The organism is Pectobacterium sp. S5 (assembly GCF_051707265.1).
In the GTDB taxonomy this organism is placed as follows: Bacteria; Pseudomonadota; Gammaproteobacteria; order Enterobacterales; family Enterobacteriaceae; genus Pectobacterium; species Pectobacterium polare.
In genome coordinates, this window is record NZ_JAULSZ010000003.1 from 333,349 (window position 1) to 350,888 (window position 17,540).

16 protein-coding genes are annotated in these 17,540 nt (G+C 54.2%); 6 read left to right on the plus strand and 10 right to left on the minus strand.

Going from position 1 to position 17,540, the window contains the following annotated elements; translation table 11 throughout:
* The first annotated feature begins 7 nt into the window (after positions 1 to 7).
* Both QWJ20_RS13945 and QWJ20_RS13950 read left to right on the plus strand, forming a co-directional pair.
* Positions 8 to 1,060, plus strand: coding sequence for a carbohydrate ABC transporter permease (locus tag QWJ20_RS13945; RefSeq protein ID WP_039483648.1), 1,053 nt, complete (start codon positions 8 to 10; stop codon positions 1,058 to 1,060).
* Complete coding sequence (locus tag QWJ20_RS13950; protein ID WP_433992770.1) at positions 1,060 to 2,097, plus strand: LacI family DNA-binding transcriptional regulator; 1,038 nt, start codon at positions 1,060 to 1,062, stop codon at positions 2,095 to 2,097. Before QWJ20_RS13945 ends, QWJ20_RS13950 begins: the two co-directional genes overlap by 1 nt.
* Before the next feature lie 8 nt (positions 2,098 to 2,105).
* Here QWJ20_RS13950 and QWJ20_RS13955 read toward each other — a convergent pair whose 3' ends face one another.
* The 3 genes from QWJ20_RS13955 to ssb1 form a co-directional block, all read right to left on the minus strand.
* Positions 2,106 to 2,696: a hypothetical protein gene (locus tag QWJ20_RS13955; protein ID WP_433992771.1), complete on the minus strand. Its 591-nt coding sequence runs from the start codon at positions 2,694 to 2,696 to the stop codon at positions 2,106 to 2,108.
* 61 nt (positions 2,697 to 2,757) lie between these two features.
* Positions 2,758 to 3,216, minus strand: a complete 459-nt coding sequence (locus tag QWJ20_RS13960) for a GNAT family N-acetyltransferase (protein ID WP_433992772.1) — start codon at positions 3,214 to 3,216, stop codon at positions 2,758 to 2,760.
* A gap of 551 nt (positions 3,217 to 3,767) precedes the next feature.
* The gene (ssb1, locus tag QWJ20_RS13965; RefSeq protein WP_010295128.1) at positions 3,768 to 4,313 is read right to left on the minus strand and encodes a single-stranded DNA-binding protein SSB1; all 546 of its coding nucleotides are present in this window, start codon (positions 4,311 to 4,313) and stop codon (positions 3,768 to 3,770) included.
* 250 nt (positions 4,314 to 4,563) lie between these two features.
* Here ssb1 and uvrA point away from each other — a divergent pair, with 250 nt between their 5' ends.
* The gene (gene uvrA / locus QWJ20_RS13970) at positions 4,564 to 7,398 is read left to right on the plus strand and encodes an excinuclease ABC subunit UvrA (protein WP_095700538.1); all 2,835 of its coding nucleotides are present in this window, start codon (positions 4,564 to 4,566) and stop codon (positions 7,396 to 7,398) included.
* Positions 7,399 to 7,413: 15 nt separating this feature from the next.
* Positions 7,414 to 7,833, plus strand: a complete 420-nt coding sequence (locus QWJ20_RS13975; protein ID WP_039513034.1) for a secondary thiamine-phosphate synthase enzyme YjbQ — start codon at positions 7,414 to 7,416, stop codon at positions 7,831 to 7,833.
* Positions 7,834 to 7,953: 120 nt separating this feature from the next.
* On the opposite strand, the gene QWJ20_RS13980 is transcribed toward QWJ20_RS13975, so the two are convergent.
* From QWJ20_RS13980 to dnaB, 7 genes are all read right to left on the minus strand, one after another.
* Positions 7,954 to 8,451, minus strand: coding sequence for a M48 family metallopeptidase (locus QWJ20_RS13980; RefSeq protein WP_433992773.1), 498 nt, complete (start codon positions 8,449 to 8,451; stop codon positions 7,954 to 7,956).
* 83 nt (positions 8,452 to 8,534) lie between these two features.
* Positions 8,535 to 9,728, minus strand: a complete 1,194-nt coding sequence (locus QWJ20_RS13985) for an aromatic amino acid transaminase (protein ID WP_433992774.1) — start codon at positions 9,726 to 9,728, stop codon at positions 8,535 to 8,537.
* Positions 9,729 to 9,792: 64 nt separating this feature from the next.
* Positions 9,793 to 10,407, minus strand: coding sequence for a YitT family protein (locus QWJ20_RS13990; RefSeq protein ID WP_039483668.1), 615 nt, complete (start codon positions 10,405 to 10,407; stop codon positions 9,793 to 9,795).
* 250 nt (positions 10,408 to 10,657) lie between these two features.
* Entirely contained in the window at positions 10,658 to 11,137 is a 480-nt protein-coding gene (locus QWJ20_RS13995) for an Lrp/AsnC family transcriptional regulator (RefSeq protein ID WP_039483666.1), read from the minus strand.
* Between the two features lie 193 nt (positions 11,138 to 11,330).
* Positions 11,331 to 11,969 (minus strand): hypothetical protein, encoded by a 639-nt coding sequence (locus QWJ20_RS14000; protein WP_433992775.1) that lies wholly within the window; start codon positions 11,967 to 11,969, stop codon positions 11,331 to 11,333.
* Complete coding sequence (gene alr / locus QWJ20_RS14005; RefSeq protein ID WP_433992776.1) at positions 11,962 to 13,044, minus strand: alanine racemase; 1,083 nt, start codon at positions 13,042 to 13,044, stop codon at positions 11,962 to 11,964. The genes QWJ20_RS14000 and alr overlap by 8 nt, the downstream gene beginning before the upstream one ends.
* Before the next feature lie 41 nt (positions 13,045 to 13,085).
* Positions 13,086 to 14,492, minus strand: coding sequence for a replicative DNA helicase (gene dnaB, locus QWJ20_RS14010; protein WP_039306476.1), 1,407 nt, complete (start codon positions 14,490 to 14,492; stop codon positions 13,086 to 13,088).
* A gap of 248 nt (positions 14,493 to 14,740) precedes the next feature.
* Here dnaB and QWJ20_RS14015 point away from each other — a divergent pair, with 248 nt between their 5' ends.
* Complete coding sequence (locus QWJ20_RS14015) at positions 14,741 to 15,727, plus strand: quinone oxidoreductase (protein ID WP_174868126.1); 987 nt, start codon at positions 14,741 to 14,743, stop codon at positions 15,725 to 15,727.
* A 379-nt stretch (positions 15,728 to 16,106) separates the two neighbouring features.
* Entirely contained in the window at positions 16,107 to 17,495 is a 1,389-nt protein-coding gene (locus tag QWJ20_RS14020) for a cytochrome P450 (protein ID WP_433992777.1), read from the plus strand.
* Positions 17,496 to 17,540: the final 45 nt, after the last annotated feature.

Consider the following 17,540-nt stretch of genomic DNA (forward strand, 5'->3'; position numbering starts at 1 on the left):
GGGAGCCATGATGAAAATAATCGCATTTCTCACCCGTACCCGTCATCCGGGGCGCATTCACATAACGGATATCATGAGCTGGGTCTGGCTGGTGGTGGGTACGCTGCTGGTGATGATTCCGGTGATGTGGGCGGCGATGTCGTCGTTCAAAACGCCTGCGGAGATCAACCGCTTTCCGCCCAGCTTTCTGCCGCAGGCGGCGGATACCATCACGCTGCCGGAGTACCCGAAGCCGCTGGAGCTGTGGCAGGTTAAGCAGGACGACGGCGAAGCGAAAACCATGGCGCTGGTCAGGCGCATCGGCCTGATTGCACAACTGGTGAACCCAGATGCGCCGAGTGAGGTGGTGCGTGTGTCGACCAAAGATCTGGTGCCGATGAAGGCCCTGCATCTGGAGACGGAGAACTACACGACGCCGATAACGAAGTTCCACTTTGCCACCTACCTGAAGAACACCGTGTTCGTGACGGTGATGGCGACGCTGCTGACCCTGTTGCTCAGTTCGATGGCGGCCTTTGCGCTGTCGAAATACGAGTTTCGCGGGCGCGGTACGGTGCTGACGCTGTTTCTTTCTACCATGATGATTCCGCTGTCGGTGGTCATGGTGCCGACGTTTCTGGTGGTGATTGGCCTGAACATGGGCGATAACCTGTGGGGCGTGATTATCCCCACGGTGGCGACGCCGACGGGCGTATTCCTGCTGCGGCAATACATGCTGACGATCCCCGATGAGCTGATCGAGGCGGCGCGTATCGATGCCGCCAGCGAGTTCCGTATTTACTGGAAGATCATCCTGCCATTAACCGCACCCGCGCTGGCGGTGCTGGCGATCTTCTCGGTGATCTGGCGCTGGAACGACTTCCTCTGGCCGCTGATCGTCCTCTCCAGTCAGGATAATTTTACGCTGCAAATCGGTCTGAATGCGTTTCAGGGGCAGTTCTCGGTGCAGTGGCACTATATACTGGCGATGACGATGCTTTCGCTTCTGCCGGTGACGGCGGTGTTCGTCTTCCTGCAAAAATACATCACGACGGGGATTGCCAACACGGGGATGAAATAATGGCGACACTCAAGGATATTGCTGACCGCGCGGGGGTTTCCATCAGCACGGTTTCCCGCGCGCTGAACGGGACGGCACCGATCAGCGCCAAAGTCAGGCAGCACATTATGGCGATTGCCACCGAGCAGGGCTATCCGCTGCATAAAGTGGCTAAAGCGACTGTTGCGCAGACGGAACCGCTGCGCCACATTCTGCTGGCGACGCCGCGCAACCTGATGCTGGAGAGTGAGTACAATCTGGTGTCGCTGACGCTGATTAACGCCCTGAAAACGCTCTGTCTGCAACGCAATATCCAACTGCGTCCGTTTCTGGGGGAACACGACACCATTAACGAACAGCAGCTGTTGCGTGAACTTCAGGGTGGAAAAGAGAGCGGCATTCTGATTGTGAATGACGATCACCCGACGCTGCTGAACGCTGTGGCAGAAAGCGGTATTCCGGCGGTGCTGATCAACGGTGAAGATCCCTCAATGCGCTTGAGCAGCGTCACACCCGCCAACCACTATGCGGCGGCGGCGGGCGTGCGTTACCTGATCGAACAAGGACATACGCGGATCCTGCACTTGACCTGGACGTCGCGCATGACGATCAAACAGCGTGAGCGCGGCTATCGGGATGCGCTCACGCAGGCGGGGATTGCGGTGGATGAGGATCTGATCCTCTCGTTGCCGGATTTCCACCCGCGTACGGCGCGTGACGCGCTGCTGCGCTGGCTGACGGCTAACCCGGACAGGCTGGGTGTGACTGCGATTTTCTGCGCGGCGGATAATCAGGCCATCGGCGTGATCGATGCGCTGTATCAGCACGGGCTGCGGGTGCCGGAGGATATGTCCGTCATGGGCATGGACGACATCCTGCCGTTCGATATGCTGCCAGTCTCGCTCACCACGGTGCATCTGCCGTTTGAGACCATCGCCCGCGCGGCGCTACAGCTGCTAGCACAGCAAATGACGCCCGCACAGGCGCTCGGTATCGCCCAGCGCACCGAGCTGGCCGGACAGGTGGTGGTCAGAGAGTCGGTGCGGCAGGTGGGGTAAGTGGGACGTTATTTTAGCGACAGCAGACGTTCAAGAGCCGTGACGCGATAGTCACGGGAATCGATATATCCACCGTACCATTCGCTTTGGCTAGGAGAGACGAGCTTCTCGACAAACCAGCGATTTTTCATGATCGAAACGAGCTCAATAAGGGTCATGGCAATCGCATAAGCAAACCAGAGCGCGGCGATAACAACGCCGAGATAAAACCACGGCCAGCTGACCGCCATTGTCTGCTGTACTAATAAGGCGACGGCGCAGATTTGAATCAGCAGCTTTCCGACATAGGCGCGCAGGAAAAATTTCTGCATGCTTTCGGCGCTAAAAAAATACGGGTTGGTTAAGGACGTTCTGGTTTCGCGCACGGGAATGCCGTGCACGTAGACCATCCATTCGCTTTTTTCCTTTGGCAAAAGGGCAACGCCTTTTTCACTCAGGCTGTGCAATCGTATAGAGACGATGACGGGATAAGCCAGCCCCATCGCGAGAAGATAGAAAATTGGGGCGCTGATGCCGACAAGCGCCAGCGCGCCACAGAGGCAAACTGCAAAAAAGATCCTGACGGTGTAGATAAAAAGAGAAGCAGACTGGTAGTTCATTTTAAAATCCATTTATATACGGCGTTTTCGCCGCATCACTCTACTGCTTATCTTTTTATAGTTAAAGCGGCATTCTGTATTCTATTACGCCGGGTTTTTCCGCCACCCAATCATAAAGTCGCTGGGCGGTTTTATTGGTTTCCTGAGTATGCCAATACAGCCGATCGCAGCTTTTTTGCTGTGCCTGTTCTCTCACGTATTCAATCAGTTTTTTGCCAACGTGTTTACCGCGAGCGGTCGGAGCAACAAACAGATCCTCTAAGTAACAATAAGAGTTTACTCCCCATGTGGAATCGTGAAAAACAAAGTGCACGAAGCCCACAATATGTAATCCTTCTCTCGCTACCGCGCAGTACACGGGGATATCGGCTTTAAAAAAGCGGCTCCAGGTGGCTTCCGTTACCTCAGCGGAAAGCTGCACCTTATAGAATTCCTGATAACTCTTCCAATAGGGCAGCCACTGCGTGTGATCTTCTGGCTCAACGGGATTAACCATAATTTCTTGGTCTGTATTCATCATTTTATTTTCCTATTATCGTGGATAAGTGCTGGCAATCAGACTGATATTTACCGGAATAAAATAGCAATCAAATAGACGGATATGCCCCTCCACTTATTGAGAGAGAACCAGACCAATTTGTTTAAATCCCTACGATCTGAGTCTGCACCTGCTGTGGATTTTTGCCGTAGTGTTAGCGGGATATTGTGGCAATCTCCAACGTTTGGTCTCCGGTGCCCCGAATAAAGATGAATGCAAATGGCTTTATGCCGGCAGGTTATTTAGCAGAACTGAGGACGGCTAGGTGGTGTTTACCCATACGACGGATTGCTTATATCCAGACTGCTGCGGGAAAATTGTGACGCTTCCAGAGAGATATAACGGGGAATACTCTTTTTTCGGTAAATGCAGTCTTGCTAGCGGCCAATACCTAAGCCTAATAAATGGCGTTTGGGTCGATAGGGTTGTTCAGCATAGGGTTGTTCACATAGTGCTGTTCAACATCGCAAAAAAAACCCCGAAAATTCGGGGTCTTATCGATGGTTTCTAAACAATGAAGTCTGCGTTCAACTTTAGAACGGAATGTCGTCGTCGAAATCCATTGGCGGTTCGTTGCTTTGTGCTGGAGCGCTGTTCTGTGCAGGACGCTGTTGAGATTGCGCGCCGCCGCTGAACTGGTTGCCACCCTGCGGCTGCTGAGGTTGACCCCAACCGCCTTGTTGCTGACCGCCACCTGCATTGCCACCGCCTGCTGGTGCGCCGCCGCCTTGGCGTCCACCCAGCATCTGCATGGTGCCGCCGACGTTAACAACGACTTCGGTGGTGTAGCGCTCTACGCCAGCCTGATCGGCCCATTTACGGGTTTGCAGTGCGCCTTCGATGTAAACCTGAGAGCCTTTACGCAGGTATTCGCCCGCGACTTCTGCCAGTTTGCCGAACAGCACCACGCGGTGCCACTCGGTCTTCTCTTTCTGCTCACCGGTTTGCTTGTCACGCCAGCTTTCCGACGTAGCCAGCGTGATGTTGGCAACTGCACCACCATTCGGCATATAGCGGACTTCCGGGTCTTGACCCAGATTCCCGACAAGAATCACTTTATTAACGCCTCTGCTGGCCATGCTCGTCTCTCCTGATGAATCGATAGATTTATTTTAAGTCTAAACGATCAATCTTACCATGTGGAAAACTCTCTGTCATACCTGCGAAATGGCTTCAGAAATGAAAGTAAGATTTGCAGCGTTTGCAAAGTAAACGGGTTTAATACTGGATATCCATTCAGTTTTTTTTGTGCCATAATTGCTCGTTTCGTACCGGTTCTCTCCGTTCGAGAGGCGATGACAAACCGTTTTTATTCCGGGAAGTGTGTGAATGGATAAGATCGAAGTTCGTGGTGCTCGTACCCATAATCTCAAGAATATCAACCTGATAATTCCTCGTGACAAGCTGATCGTAATCACCGGTTTGTCTGGTTCGGGTAAGTCATCGCTGGCGTTTGACACGCTGTATGCCGAAGGGCAGCGGCGCTATGTGGAATCACTCTCCGCCTACGCCCGTCAGTTCCTGTCGCTGATGGAAAAACCGGACGTCGATCATATCGAAGGGCTGTCGCCCGCCATCTCTATCGAACAGAAATCCACTTCGCATAACCCGCGTTCCACGGTCGGGACGATTACCGAAATTCATGACTACCTGCGTTTGCTGTTTGCACGCGTGGGTGAGCCGCGCTGCCCGGAGCACGATGTGCCGCTGGATGCGCAAACGGTCAGCCAGATGGTGGACAACGTGCTGGCACAGCCGGAAGGCAAACGCCTGATGCTGCTGGCGCCGATTGTGAAAGATCGCAAAGGCGAACACAGCAAAACGCTGGAAAACCTGGCTTCACAGGGCTATATCCGCGCCCGCATCGACGGCGAAGTGTGCGATCTGTCCGATCCGCCGAAGCTGGAATTACAGAAAAAGCACACCATTGAAGTCGTCGTTGACCGGTTTAAAGTGCGCGAAGATTTAGCGCAGCGGCTGGCTGAGTCGTTTGAAACCGCGCTGGATCTGTCCGGCGGTAGTGTGGTGGTGGCGGATATGGACGACCCGACGCAGCCAGAACTGCTGTTCTCGGCGAACTTTGCCTGTCCGGTGTGTGGCTACAGCATGCACGAACTGGAACCGCGTATGTTCTCGTTCAACAACCCGGCGGGCGCGTGCCCAAGCTGTGATGGTTTGGGCGTGCAGCAGTTCTTCGACCCGTCCCGCGTGGTGCAAAATGCCGAGCTGTCGCTGGCAGGCGGCGCGATTCGCGGCTGGGATCGCCGCAACTTCTACTATTTCCAAATGCTGCGCTCACTGGCGGAGCACTACAAATTTGACGTCGATGCCCCGTTTGAAAGCCTGAGCGCCGCGGTTCAGAAAGTGATTCTGTACGGCTCCGGTAAAGAGAACGTCGAATTCAAATATATCAACGATCGCGGCGATACGTCAGTACGTCGTCATCCGTTCGAAGGCGTGCTGCACAACATGGAGCGCCGCTATAAAGAAACGGAATCCACGGCGGTGCGTGAAGAGCTGGCGAAATTCATCAGCAACCGTTCCTGCGCCAGCTGCGGCGGGACGCGCCTGCGTGAAGAAGCGCGTAACGTGTTTGTTGAGCAGACGACGCTGCCGCAGATTTCCGATATGAGCATCGGCCATGCGATGACGTTCTTCCAGAATATGAAGCTCAGCGGGCAGCGCGCCCAAATTGCCGAGAAAGTGCTGAAAGAGATTGGCGATCGACTGAAGTTTCTGGTGAACGTCGGGCTGAACTATTTGTCGCTCTCCCGCTCAGCGGAAACGCTGTCCGGCGGCGAGGCACAGCGTATTCGTCTGGCGAGCCAGATCGGTGCTGGGCTGGTTGGCGTCATGTACGTATTGGATGAGCCGTCTATCGGCCTGCATCAGCGTGACAACGAGCGCCTGCTGGAAACCCTGATTCACCTGCGTAATCTGGGCAATACCGTCATTGTGGTTGAACACGATGAAGATGCGATTCGCGCCGCCGACCATGTGATTGATATCGGCCCCGGTGCAGGCGTGCACGGCGGCCAGATTGTCGCAGAAGGCACGATGGAAGAGATTATGGCGGTGCCGGATTCGCTGACGGGGCAGTTCCTTAGCGGTAAACGCAAGATCGAAATCCCGAAACAGCGCGTGCCTGCGGATCCGACCAAAGTGCTGAAGCTGATTGGCGCGAAGGGCAATAACCTGAAAGACGTCACGCTGACGCTGCCAGTTGGGCTATTTACCTGCATCACTGGCGTGTCAGGGTCGGGCAAATCCACCCTTATTAACGATACCTTGTTCCCACTCGCGCAGCGTCAGTTGAACGGCGCGACGCTGGCGGAACCCGCCGCTCACCGCGAGATTCAGGGGCTGGAGCATTTCGATAAGGTGATCGATATCGATCAAAGCCCGATTGGTCGTACGCCGCGCTCCAACCCAGCAACCTACACCGGTATTTTCACGCCGATTCGTGAACTGTTTGCCGGCGTGCCGGAATCCCGTACTCGCGGCTACAACCCTGGCCGTTTCAGCTTTAACGTGCGCGGTGGACGCTGCGAAGCCTGTCAGGGCGACGGCGTGATCAAGGTCGAAATGCACTTCCTGCCGGATGTCTATGTGCCGTGTGACCAGTGCAAAGGCAAGCGCTATAACCGTGAAACGCTGGAAATTCAATATAAAGGCAAAGGCATCCATGAAGTGCTGGATATGACCATCGAAGAAGCGCGAGAGTTCTTTGATGCCATTCCGGCGTTGGCACGGAAGCTGCAAACGCTGATCGACGTCGGCCTGTCCTACATTCGCCTTGGGCAGTCGGCCACCACGCTGTCCGGCGGGGAAGCGCAGCGTGTGAAACTGTCTCGCGAGCTGTCAAAACGCGGAACCGGGCAGACGCTGTATATTCTCGACGAACCTACGACTGGCCTGCACTTTGCCGATATTCAGCAGCTTCTTACCGTTCTGCATCAGCTGCGCGATCAGGGCAATACCATTGTGGTGATTGAGCACAATCTGGATGTAATTAAAACGGCAGATTGGATTGTCGACTTAGGGCCGGAAGGTGGCAGCGGCGGCGGAGAAATTTTGGTCTCCGGTACGCCGGAAACGGTAGCAGAGTGCGAACAGTCTCACACCGCTCGCTTCCTGCGACCGATTCTGGCGCGCGAAGCCTGATAGCAGGAGGCGGTGATGTGGGCACAATATGAAATCCGCCTGAAGCCGAAAGCCAGAGGTTTCCATCTGGTGACCGACGAAATACTGGCGCAGGTTATCGCACTGCGCCAGATAAACGTCGGGCTGATGCACGTGTTCATCAAACATACCTCGGCTGCGCTAACGATTAATGAGAATGCCGACCCCACGGTGCGGCAGGATTTCGAGAGTTTCTTTAATCGTTTAGTGCCGGAGAATGAACCGTACTACCGTCATACTTATGAAGGTAGCGACGATATGCCCGCGCATCTGAAAGGCAGCCTGCTGGGTAACAGCCTGATGATTCCCATCACCAACGGACGCCTGAACATCGGCACCTGGCAAGGCATCTACCTGTGTGAACATCGCAACCACGGCGGTAGCCGCTCACTGGTTGTCACGCTCAACGGGGAATAGTTTCACGATATGCGTCGCGCTAGCGACGCATTCTGATAAGCATCTAGCTGCCTATGCGGCAGCTTAGAAAATCTGCGGATGGCGGCAAACTTCCGTTGTATTAGTTCACTGCTGTCGATCCTAGCCCACATTTATTTCCCGCCAGTTCAGCCAGATTCGCATATCAAATTCCAACTGGTGATAATCAGGATCCATATGGCAGCAGAGTTGATAGAAAGCCTTGTTGTGGTCTTTTTCTTTGAGGTGGGCGAGCTCGTGTATCACGATCATCCGTAGGAAATCTTCCGGCCCGTCACGGAATAGCGTCGCTATTCTGATTTCGTTGTTGGACTTTAATTTTCCACCCTGCACGCGCGCCACAAAGGTATTGGTTCCCAGCGTCCCTTTTATCGGATTTTGTTTATTGTCGTAAAGCACCTTTGATATTGCCGGGGCGTTTTTTAGATAGCGTTGTTTCAGCTCGGCGACAAACTGATAGAGCGATTTATCACTCTGGATCGGATGGCGGTCAGGGTATCTTTTTTCCAGCCAGAGGCCGAGTTTGCCTTGATCGAGGAGCTTTTGCGCTTGTGCAACAATCGTTGGGGGATAGCCGTTCAGGTAGCGTAACTGAGTCATGGGATTTTTATCACACAGGCCACTGAGTTAATCGAGTTCACAACGGTGAGTCGGTTAAGCCAGTGGCGTTGTCATTTTACAATTTACTGAATCGCGGCGAAAGCCGCAGCGACGCGCTGGACGTTGCTGTGGTTTAGCCCCGCCATGCACATACGGCCACTGGCGATCAGGTAGACGCCGAATTCTTCACGCAGACGATCGACCTGTTCCGGGCTGAATCCGGTGTAGCTGAACATGCCGCGCTGGGTGAGCAGGTAATCGAAGTTACGGTTCGGCAGCGCGTTTTTCAGTGCTGAAACCAGCTCCTGACGCATGCTCAGAATACGGGTGCGCATCTCTTCGACTTCCGCTTTCCAGTCAGCGTTCAACTGCGCATCGTTCAGGACTTTAGAAACTACCTGCGCGCCGAAATTCGGCGGGGAAGAGTAGTTGCGGCGGACGGTCGCTTTTAACTGACCCAGCACGCGCTGTGCGCTGTCGGCATCCCCACACACCACGGAAAGGCCGCCGACGCGCTCGCTATACAGTGAGAAAATCTTGGAGAACGAGTTGGCGATGAGTGCCGGAACGCCTGCGCTGGCAACGGCGCGAATCGCATAGGCATCCTGCTCAATCCCGAGGCCAAAGCCCTGATAGGCGATGTCCATAAACGGAATCAGCTCACGCTGGATGATGACTTCAATGACACGATCCCACTGTTCAGTGGTCAGGTCAGAACCGGTCGGGTTGTGGCAGCACGGGTGCAGCAGCACGATGCTGCGTGCTGGCAACGCTTTCAGGGTGGCGAGCATGGCGTCAAATTTCACGCCCAGGTTTTCGCCATCGAAATACGGATAGGTGTGAACGTTAAAGCCTGCGCCCTCAAAGATCGCAATATGGTTTTCCCATGTTGGATCGCTGACCCACACTTCTGAATTCGGGAAGTAGCGTTTCAGGAAATCTGCACCGACTTTCAGCGCACCAGAACCGCCCAACGTCTGGATGGTGGCGATGCGACCCGCTTCCAGTGCCGCATGGTTTTCACCAAACAGCAGGTGTTGGATCGCGGTACGGTAAGGCTGTAACCCTTCCATCGGCAGATAAGAGCTCGCGCTCTGCGCCGGCTGTTTCAGGCTGCTTTCTGCCGCGCTGACGGATCGCAGCTGCGGGATAATATTCTGCTCGTTGTAGTAGAGCCCGATACTCAAATTGATCTTATCCGCTCTTGGATCCTGTTTGAATTTTTCCATCAGAGACAGGATAGGATCTCCGGCATAGGTATCAACGTTTTGAAACACAGTGTAGCTCTCCTGAGTGTGTCATTTTTATGGGTACCGCAACCCCGACGATGGTGGGGGACAATCAGGCCGCGTAACGGCCGGGGCGATGGTTCATCGCGATAATCAGGTTCAGAATGGTTGCCCCCAGAATCGAAGCAATCAACATCGGTATGCTTACCACGAACAGGGAAGTCAGCACAATCACAACGTCAACGCCCATCTGGAGTTTTCCCGCTCGCAGGCCGTATTTGTCCTGAAGATACAGCGCCAGAATATTCATACCGCCAAGGCTGGCCTTATGGCGGAACAGCACCACGAAGCCGATGCCGGTGATGATATTGCCAAACAGTGTGGCGTAGAACGGGTTGAGCTGATCGAAATGAACGAACATCGGGTGCAGGTCGGAAAACAGAGAAACCAGCCCGACGGCGCAGAACGTTTTCACCGTGAATTCCCACCCCATGCGGCGCACGGCCAGATAATAGAAGGGCAGATTCAGCAGGAAAAAGGCAACGCCGAAGGAGACGTTGGTCAGATAGTGGGTAAGGAAAGCGATGCCAGCGGTGCCGCCAGTGAGGGCGCCGGCCTGACGCAGCAGAATGACGCCAAACGACACCATCAGCGTGCCGATCAGGATCGCCAGAATATCTTCCAGCAGCGTGTGTGATATTTTTTGTGTGGGAATAACGTTATCCATGGTGAGCACTCAACAGACTGTCGTAAAAACATGTGCTTACCAAAGCAAGAATCGCACCAGATAGTGCTGCTTAGCAGCTGGTATCTGCATAATCTCGCCTGCGATAAAAGTAACGTGTTGAATTATATGAATGAAAATAATGCGTGATTCATGCGTTTTTTATTATTTATTTGTATTTTTCGTGCATTTTTTCGGGGTCTGTTGCGTGAAATATTCATTTTCTGCACCAAATAGAGGCAATTGCCCCAATTCAGGGCAACGCAGGCAGTTCTGGCATCATCAAACCGTTCTCTTTGAGGCGGTTCAATACCACGGAGGTTTTCAGGTGCGCGACGCTCTTGTTCTGCGACAGAATCTGGCTAATCAGCGTGCTGAGTCCGGGCAGATCTGCCACGGCGACTTTTAACAGATAATCGGCATCACCCGTGGTTTTATAGGCGTCGATGATGGCGTCCACTTCCCCCAGCATCTGGTGAAAGCGCTCAACGTATTCGCTGGTGTGATTGATCAACCGCACTTCAATCAACCCCAGACATTCCAGCCCGACGGCGTTCGGCGACAGGCGGGCATGATAGCCGAGAATCATCTGTGCCTGTTCTAGCGCGATACGACGGCGGGAACACTGCGAGGCGGAAAGCCCAACCAGATCGCTCAGTTCCTGATTGGTCAGGCGGCCGTTCGTCTGTAGCAGCGTCAGGATTTTCAGATCGAAGTCATCAATGTGGTACATCGCGTTTCCTAAACAGTATCAGGCAGTCGGCCAAACAGACTACCAGCTTTTTAGGCCGCGTTGCCTATGAGTTTTTTATTGCTGATTTTAGGAGAGCTTTATTTTCTTAACTGCCTGTTCGGCAGTGAACACCAACGCTGTCAGGTAATTGCGTTCTGACGTTTTCTAAGCTGCCTACACGGCAGTAAATCCATCACTCCACAATAATCCGCTCGTCATTGTCTCCCAGACATACCGTTAACTGCTGACCGCTGGGGCTGAAGGCGCAGTAGGGGAGAGGTTCACGCAGGTAGAGATGTAGCGGAAGCGCCAGATAAAGCGCGATCAGCAGCAATGCGGCGACCGTTTTAGCACTCGTTGGGCGTGGAGCGACTGGGTTGCGCCGAGCGTGTCGATATTTCACAACGCCGATGGCGGCCATGCATGCGCCCACCAGCATGGAAACATACAGTTCGCCGGGCATCGGGGAAAGTATCAGCTCTTCGTTTTCATACGCCTGCCAATATTGAATACGCCATAGGGCGCTGATACCGATTTGCACCAGCCCTGCGAGTATCCAAGCAACACGCCATCCTGAAAGTCGAAAGAGCGCCAGAAAGCAGAATCCCGATGCCGCACAAGACCAGTAGATCAGATCGAACATTGCATCGAACATGCCGCCAAACAGCGTGCCGCCGACATCCGTCGGTTTCAGAGTATAGAAATTAATGAGGGCAAATAGCGTCAGGATAGCGGAGACGGCAAGCCAGCTTGCCGCATAGTAGATAACTCGTTTTAAGGTCGGCAAGCCAGGAGCCTGCCGATAAAAACCAGTTGGTCCGTTTTTACTCACCGTCGACGTATTCCAACGCAGTGCGCTGGGTTAAGCGCGTGATGAGCTCGTAGGCGCTGGCACCCGTGTGCGCGGCAATGCGTTCAACCGGTAGCGTTGGCCCCCAAAGGATGACCTCATCGCCGACCTTGTCCTGCGCATCCGGCCCTAAATCCACCGTAATCATATCCATTGATACGCGGCCGGAAAGCGGCACTTCACGGCCGTTGATGAGCACCGGCGTACCGGCTGGGGCGCAGCGCGGATAGCCATCGCCGTAGCCGACGGCGACCACGCCCAGACGGGTATTGCGTGGGCTGGTCCAGGTGCCGCCGTAACCGACAGATTCACCCGCATTGTGCTCGCGAACGGCGATCAGGTTAGACGTAAAGGTCATCGCAGGCTGGAAGCCGAAATGCGCGGCGTCTTCGTTATCCAGCGGTGACACACCATAGAGAATAATACCGGGGCGAACGCGATCGCGATGCGACTGCGGCCACAGCAGAATGCCGCCGGAAGCCGCAATGGACTGTGCGCCGGGCTTACCCTGCGTAAAGGCATCGAAGCAGGCGAGCTGGCGTTCGGTGGTTCCCGCCTCAGGTTCATCGGCGCGGCAAAAGTGGCTCATGATATTGACTGGCTGAACCACATTGCGGCATTCGGTCAGACGCTGCCAAAATGTGTCGGCGTGTTCCGGCAGAACGCCAAGGCGGTGCATGCCGCTATCGAGCTTCATCCACACGGGTATCGGCTGTGGCAGCGTGGCCTGTTCCAGTGCGGCAAGCTGTTCAGGGCTGTGAACAGCGGTTTCTAACTGGTGCTCCACCAGAAGCGGGAGATCGTCGGCAGAGAAAAAGCCTTCCAGCAGGACGATTGGCTTGGTGATGCCTGCGGCGCGCAGTGCCAGCGCTTCGGAGAGCCGCGCGACGCCGTAGCAATCAGCGTCGGAAAAGGTCTGGGCAGCGTCGATCATGCCATGGCCGTAAGCGTTGGCTTTCACGATGGCAACGACCTGACTGCCAGGCGCTAGCTGGCGGATACGTTGCAGGTTGTGGCGCAAAGCACGCCGGTTAATGACGGCAGTTGCCGTTTTCATTCTTGTTCCTTAGTGCAGTGTTGTCATTGCTGAGCGCTGCGTTATTCATCGTCATATTGTGGGCCGGCATAGTTATCAAAGCGCGACCACTGCCCGTTAAAGGTTAAACGAACGGAACCAATCGGGCCGTTACGCTGTTTCCCCAGAATGATTTCAGCGATGCCTTTCAGGTCGCTGTTTTCGTGATAAACCTCATCACGATAGATAAACATAATCAGGTCGGCATCCTGCTCGATGGAGCCGGATTCACGCAGATCCGAGTTAACCGGGCGCTTATCGGCGCGCTGCTCCAGACTACGGTTAAGCTGCGACAGGGCGACGACCGGAACCTGCAATTCTTTTGCCAGCGCTTTGAGCGAGCGGGAAATTTCCGCAATTTCCAGCGTACGGTTGTCGGACAGTGACGGCACACGCATCAATTGCAGGTAGTCGATCATGATCAGACTCAGACCGTCATGCTCACGGAACACGCGGCGAGCGCGGGAACGAACGTCGGTCGGCGTCAGGCCGGAGGAGTCATCAATGTACATGTTACGTTTTTCCAGCAGGATACCCATGGTGCTGGAAATACGCGCCCAGTCTTCATCGTCCAACTGACCGGTACGAATACGGGTCTGATCCACGCGGGACAGGGATGCGAGCATACGCATCATGATCTGTTCGCCGGGCATCTCCAGACTGAAGATCAGCACGGGCTTTTCCTGAGTCATGGCGGCATGTTCACACAGGTTCATCGCAAAGGTGGTTTTACCCATCGATGGACGGGCTGCCACAATAATCAAATCGGATTTTTGTAAGCCGGCGGTTTTCTTGTTGAGATCCTGATAGCCGGTATCCACCCCCGTCACGCCATCGTGCGGCTTCTGGTAAAGCTGCTCGATACGGGAAACGGTATCTTCCAGAATGCGGTCGATGCTTTTCGGGCCTTCATCTTTGCTGGCGCGGTTTTCGGCGATTTGGAATACGCGGGATTCCGCCAGATCGAGCAGATCTTCACTGCTACGACCCTGTGGATCGTAACCTGCATCGGCGATCTCATTGGCGACGGAGATCATTTCACGCACCACGGCGCGCTCGCGCACGATGTCGGCGTAGGCTCCGATGTTGGCGGCGCTCGGCGTGTTCTTTGCCAATTCAGCCAGATAGGCGAAACCACCGGCGGATTCCAGCGAGCCTTGCAGTTCGAGCGATTCGGACAGCGTAATCAGGTCGATCGGCTTGCTCATTTCCAGCAGGCGATGCATTTCGGTGAAGATCAGGCGGTGGGCGCGGTTATAGAAGTCGTTCGCGACAACACGCTCGGCGACATTATCCCAGCGCTCATTGTCGAGCATCAGGCCACCCAATACCGATTGCTCCGCTTCCAGCGAATGTGGCGGAAGTTTCAGACCTTCCATCTGGCGGTCACGGGGTTCATTCGATTTATTGGTGGGTCTTTTCTCTGCCATGAAACGGGTTCTTTACCGGTTGATTTGCCATTGGATTAGGGGGCATTGTATATGCCACTCGTCCGAAATAACACAATATACCCGTCATACTTCAAGTTGCATGTGCGTTGGCTACGATCCAGTCGCCCGAATCACTTACTCAAGTAAGCCCATCGTGCTCCTTCGCTTGCCGCCTGCCTGAAACTCGAATTATTTAGGGTATACGTATTATAGAGAGACAACGAACCTGTCACGATTAAGGAGATAACATGGCAAAACGCGTTCAGTTCCGAGCTTATGGTGGCCCAGAGGTTCTGCAATATGTGGATTTCACGCCGACCGACCCCGCGGCGGGAGAGGTTCAGGTTGAGAACCGCGCCATCGGCATTAATTTTATCGATACCTATATTCGCAGCGGTTTGTATCCGGTGCCTGATTTGCCTTCCGGGCTGGGAACCGAAGCGGCGGGCATTGTGACGAAAGTCGGGGACGGGGTTAGCGTGCTGAAAGTGGGCGATCGCGTGGTGTATGCGCAGTCCGGACTCGGCGCGTATAGCGAAGTGCATAACGTGGTGGCGGAGAAAGTGGCTCTGCTGCCGGATGCCATCAGCTTTGAGCAGGCGGCAGCCTCTTTCCTGAAAGGATTGACGGTTTACTATCTGCTGCGCCAGACGTATGAAATTAAGCCAAATGAAGTCTTCCTGTTCCATGCCGCAGCGGGGGGCGTTGGGCTGATCGCCTGCCAATGGGCAAAGGCGCTGGGGGCGAAGTTGATCGGGACGGTGGGTTCCGATGAGAAGGCGGAGCGGGCAAAACAGGCAGGTGCCTGGGCGACGATTAATTACCGTACCGAGAATATTGCACAGCGCGTCGCAGAACTGACTGATGGGCAGAAGGTTAACGTCGTGTATGACTCCGTTGGGAAAGATACCTGGGAAGCCTCGCTCGATAGCCTGCGCCGTCGCGGATTAATGGTCAGCTTCGGTAATGCGTCCGGGCCGGTCACTGGCATCAATCTGGGGATTTTGAACCAGAAAGGCTCGCTGTACGTCACGCGTCCGTCGCTGTTTGGCTACGTGACGAACCGTGCCGAACTCGAACAGTCCAGCAATGAACTCTTTTCACTGATCGCCAGCGGGGCGATTACGGTAGACGTGCCGCAGAACCAGAAATTCGCGCTGGCGGATGCACAAGCTGCCCATCGGGCACTGGAAAGCCGCAGTACGCAAGGTTCATGCCTGTTAATTCCGGGCTAATCACTCAATGAGGTTATCGCGTTCTGGCGATAACCTCGCTTCTCCCGCCGTTCTTTTCCAGACAGGGAAAAGGGGTGCCTACGGTATTACTTCTTAACAAAAAAACCAAAATGCTCTGTTTGTTTTTTAAACACCCCTCTGTAGGATTTGACGAAAAACAGATTAAAACGTTCATTCGATCTTGTGCCTTGCTCGTTATCTGCGTCGTACATCAATCCCAATAAGCAGAGTCGAACGCGTATGTTGTGTTTGGCTGTGAGCATCGGTTCCACGGCATTTTTTCAAAAATGGTTCTCTCTTTACCTCTTCGCTATCTCGATTGTTGTTTTCACAGGTTATTTCTTGCCTGATTTTGAACACACTAAAGAAGGATGTGAGTATGAGATCCATCAAGCGCCTGCCAACACCCCCAACCCGAAGCATTCTCGGGCATGTTGATTACCTAAAACGAAGTGATGTTCATCTACAGATGCTGCGGTGGAAAGAGCAGTACGGCCGCTTTTATCGCTTAAGGCTGGGGCTCACGTCCGCGATAGTGATTGCCGACGTGGAATGTATTCGCACCATCATGAAATCCCGCCCTGACGAATTTCGGCGAATCAACAGCATTGAATCCGTGTTTCAGGAAGCCGGGTTGAACGGTGTTTTCTCATCGGAAGGGAAGCGCTGGGAGCATCAGCGTAGTCTGACGGAGCCGATGTTTCAGCCCGCTCATCTGAAATATTTCTATCCCAGCCTCAGGAAGGTGACCGCCCGGCTATCTGACCGTTTCGCGATGTTGGCTGAAACTGGGGAAACCGTTGTCCTCGTGGAAGAATTCAAGCGCTATACGGTTGATATCACGTCATTACTGGCTTTTGGTGAAGACGTGAATACGCTCGAACAGGGGGAAAACCCGCTGTCGCAAAGCTTACGTCGCCTATTCCCCATGATTAATGCCCGCAGCAGATCCTTGTTTCCTTTATGGCGGTACATCAGAAGGGAGCAAGATAAGCAGTTCGATGCAAGCCTGAGCCTGATTCGCGAATACGTTGATGGATTTATTTATCACCAGCGGAAACGCATCCGGTTAAATCCGCAATTAATGGAAGCGCCGGAAAATATGCTACAGGTGATGCTCGCCGAGCAGAAAAAAGACGGGACGCTGACAGACGACGACATTATGGCGAATGCGATTACGCTCCTTATCGCAGGGGAGGACACAACGGCGAATACGCTTGCCTGGATGAGTTTTCTCCTGTGTTCGTCGCCTTCGGTAGAAGAGTGCGTTTTTCAGGAGTGCAAGGAGGCGGCTGATGGGCCCGGGGCTATCCTTCCGTGGCCGCTACCGCGTATGTCCTGGCTCACCGCTGTGATGTATGAATCGATGCGGCTCAAGCCCGTAGCACCGCTGCTGTATCTTGAGCCAACGAAGAACACCGTTATTGATGATTTCCAGATCAAAAAAGGCACGCCTTTGTTGCTGATGCTGAATGCGAGCGGGTTTGACGACGCGTTGTTTCAGCAGCCCTATGATTTCGTGCCTGAACGGTGGCTTGAACGCGGAAAGGCCTCTTTTTCCGATCTCCAGCCTTTCGGTGGTGGTCCACGTATGTGTCCCGGACGGTCGCTGGCATTAATGGAAATTAAACTGGGGTTTCACGCGCTGTGCAGTGGGTTCCGCGTCGAGGCGCAGCAGCCTGCATCGGACGTCACCGAGAACTTTGCTTTTACGATGTCGCCATCGGGTTTTCGCGTGAAGTTACACAAGCGTGAACCGTTGCAGTAGCAAAGCTGAACGTGGTTTGTGAGTGAACGTGCTGAGGTCAGGGAA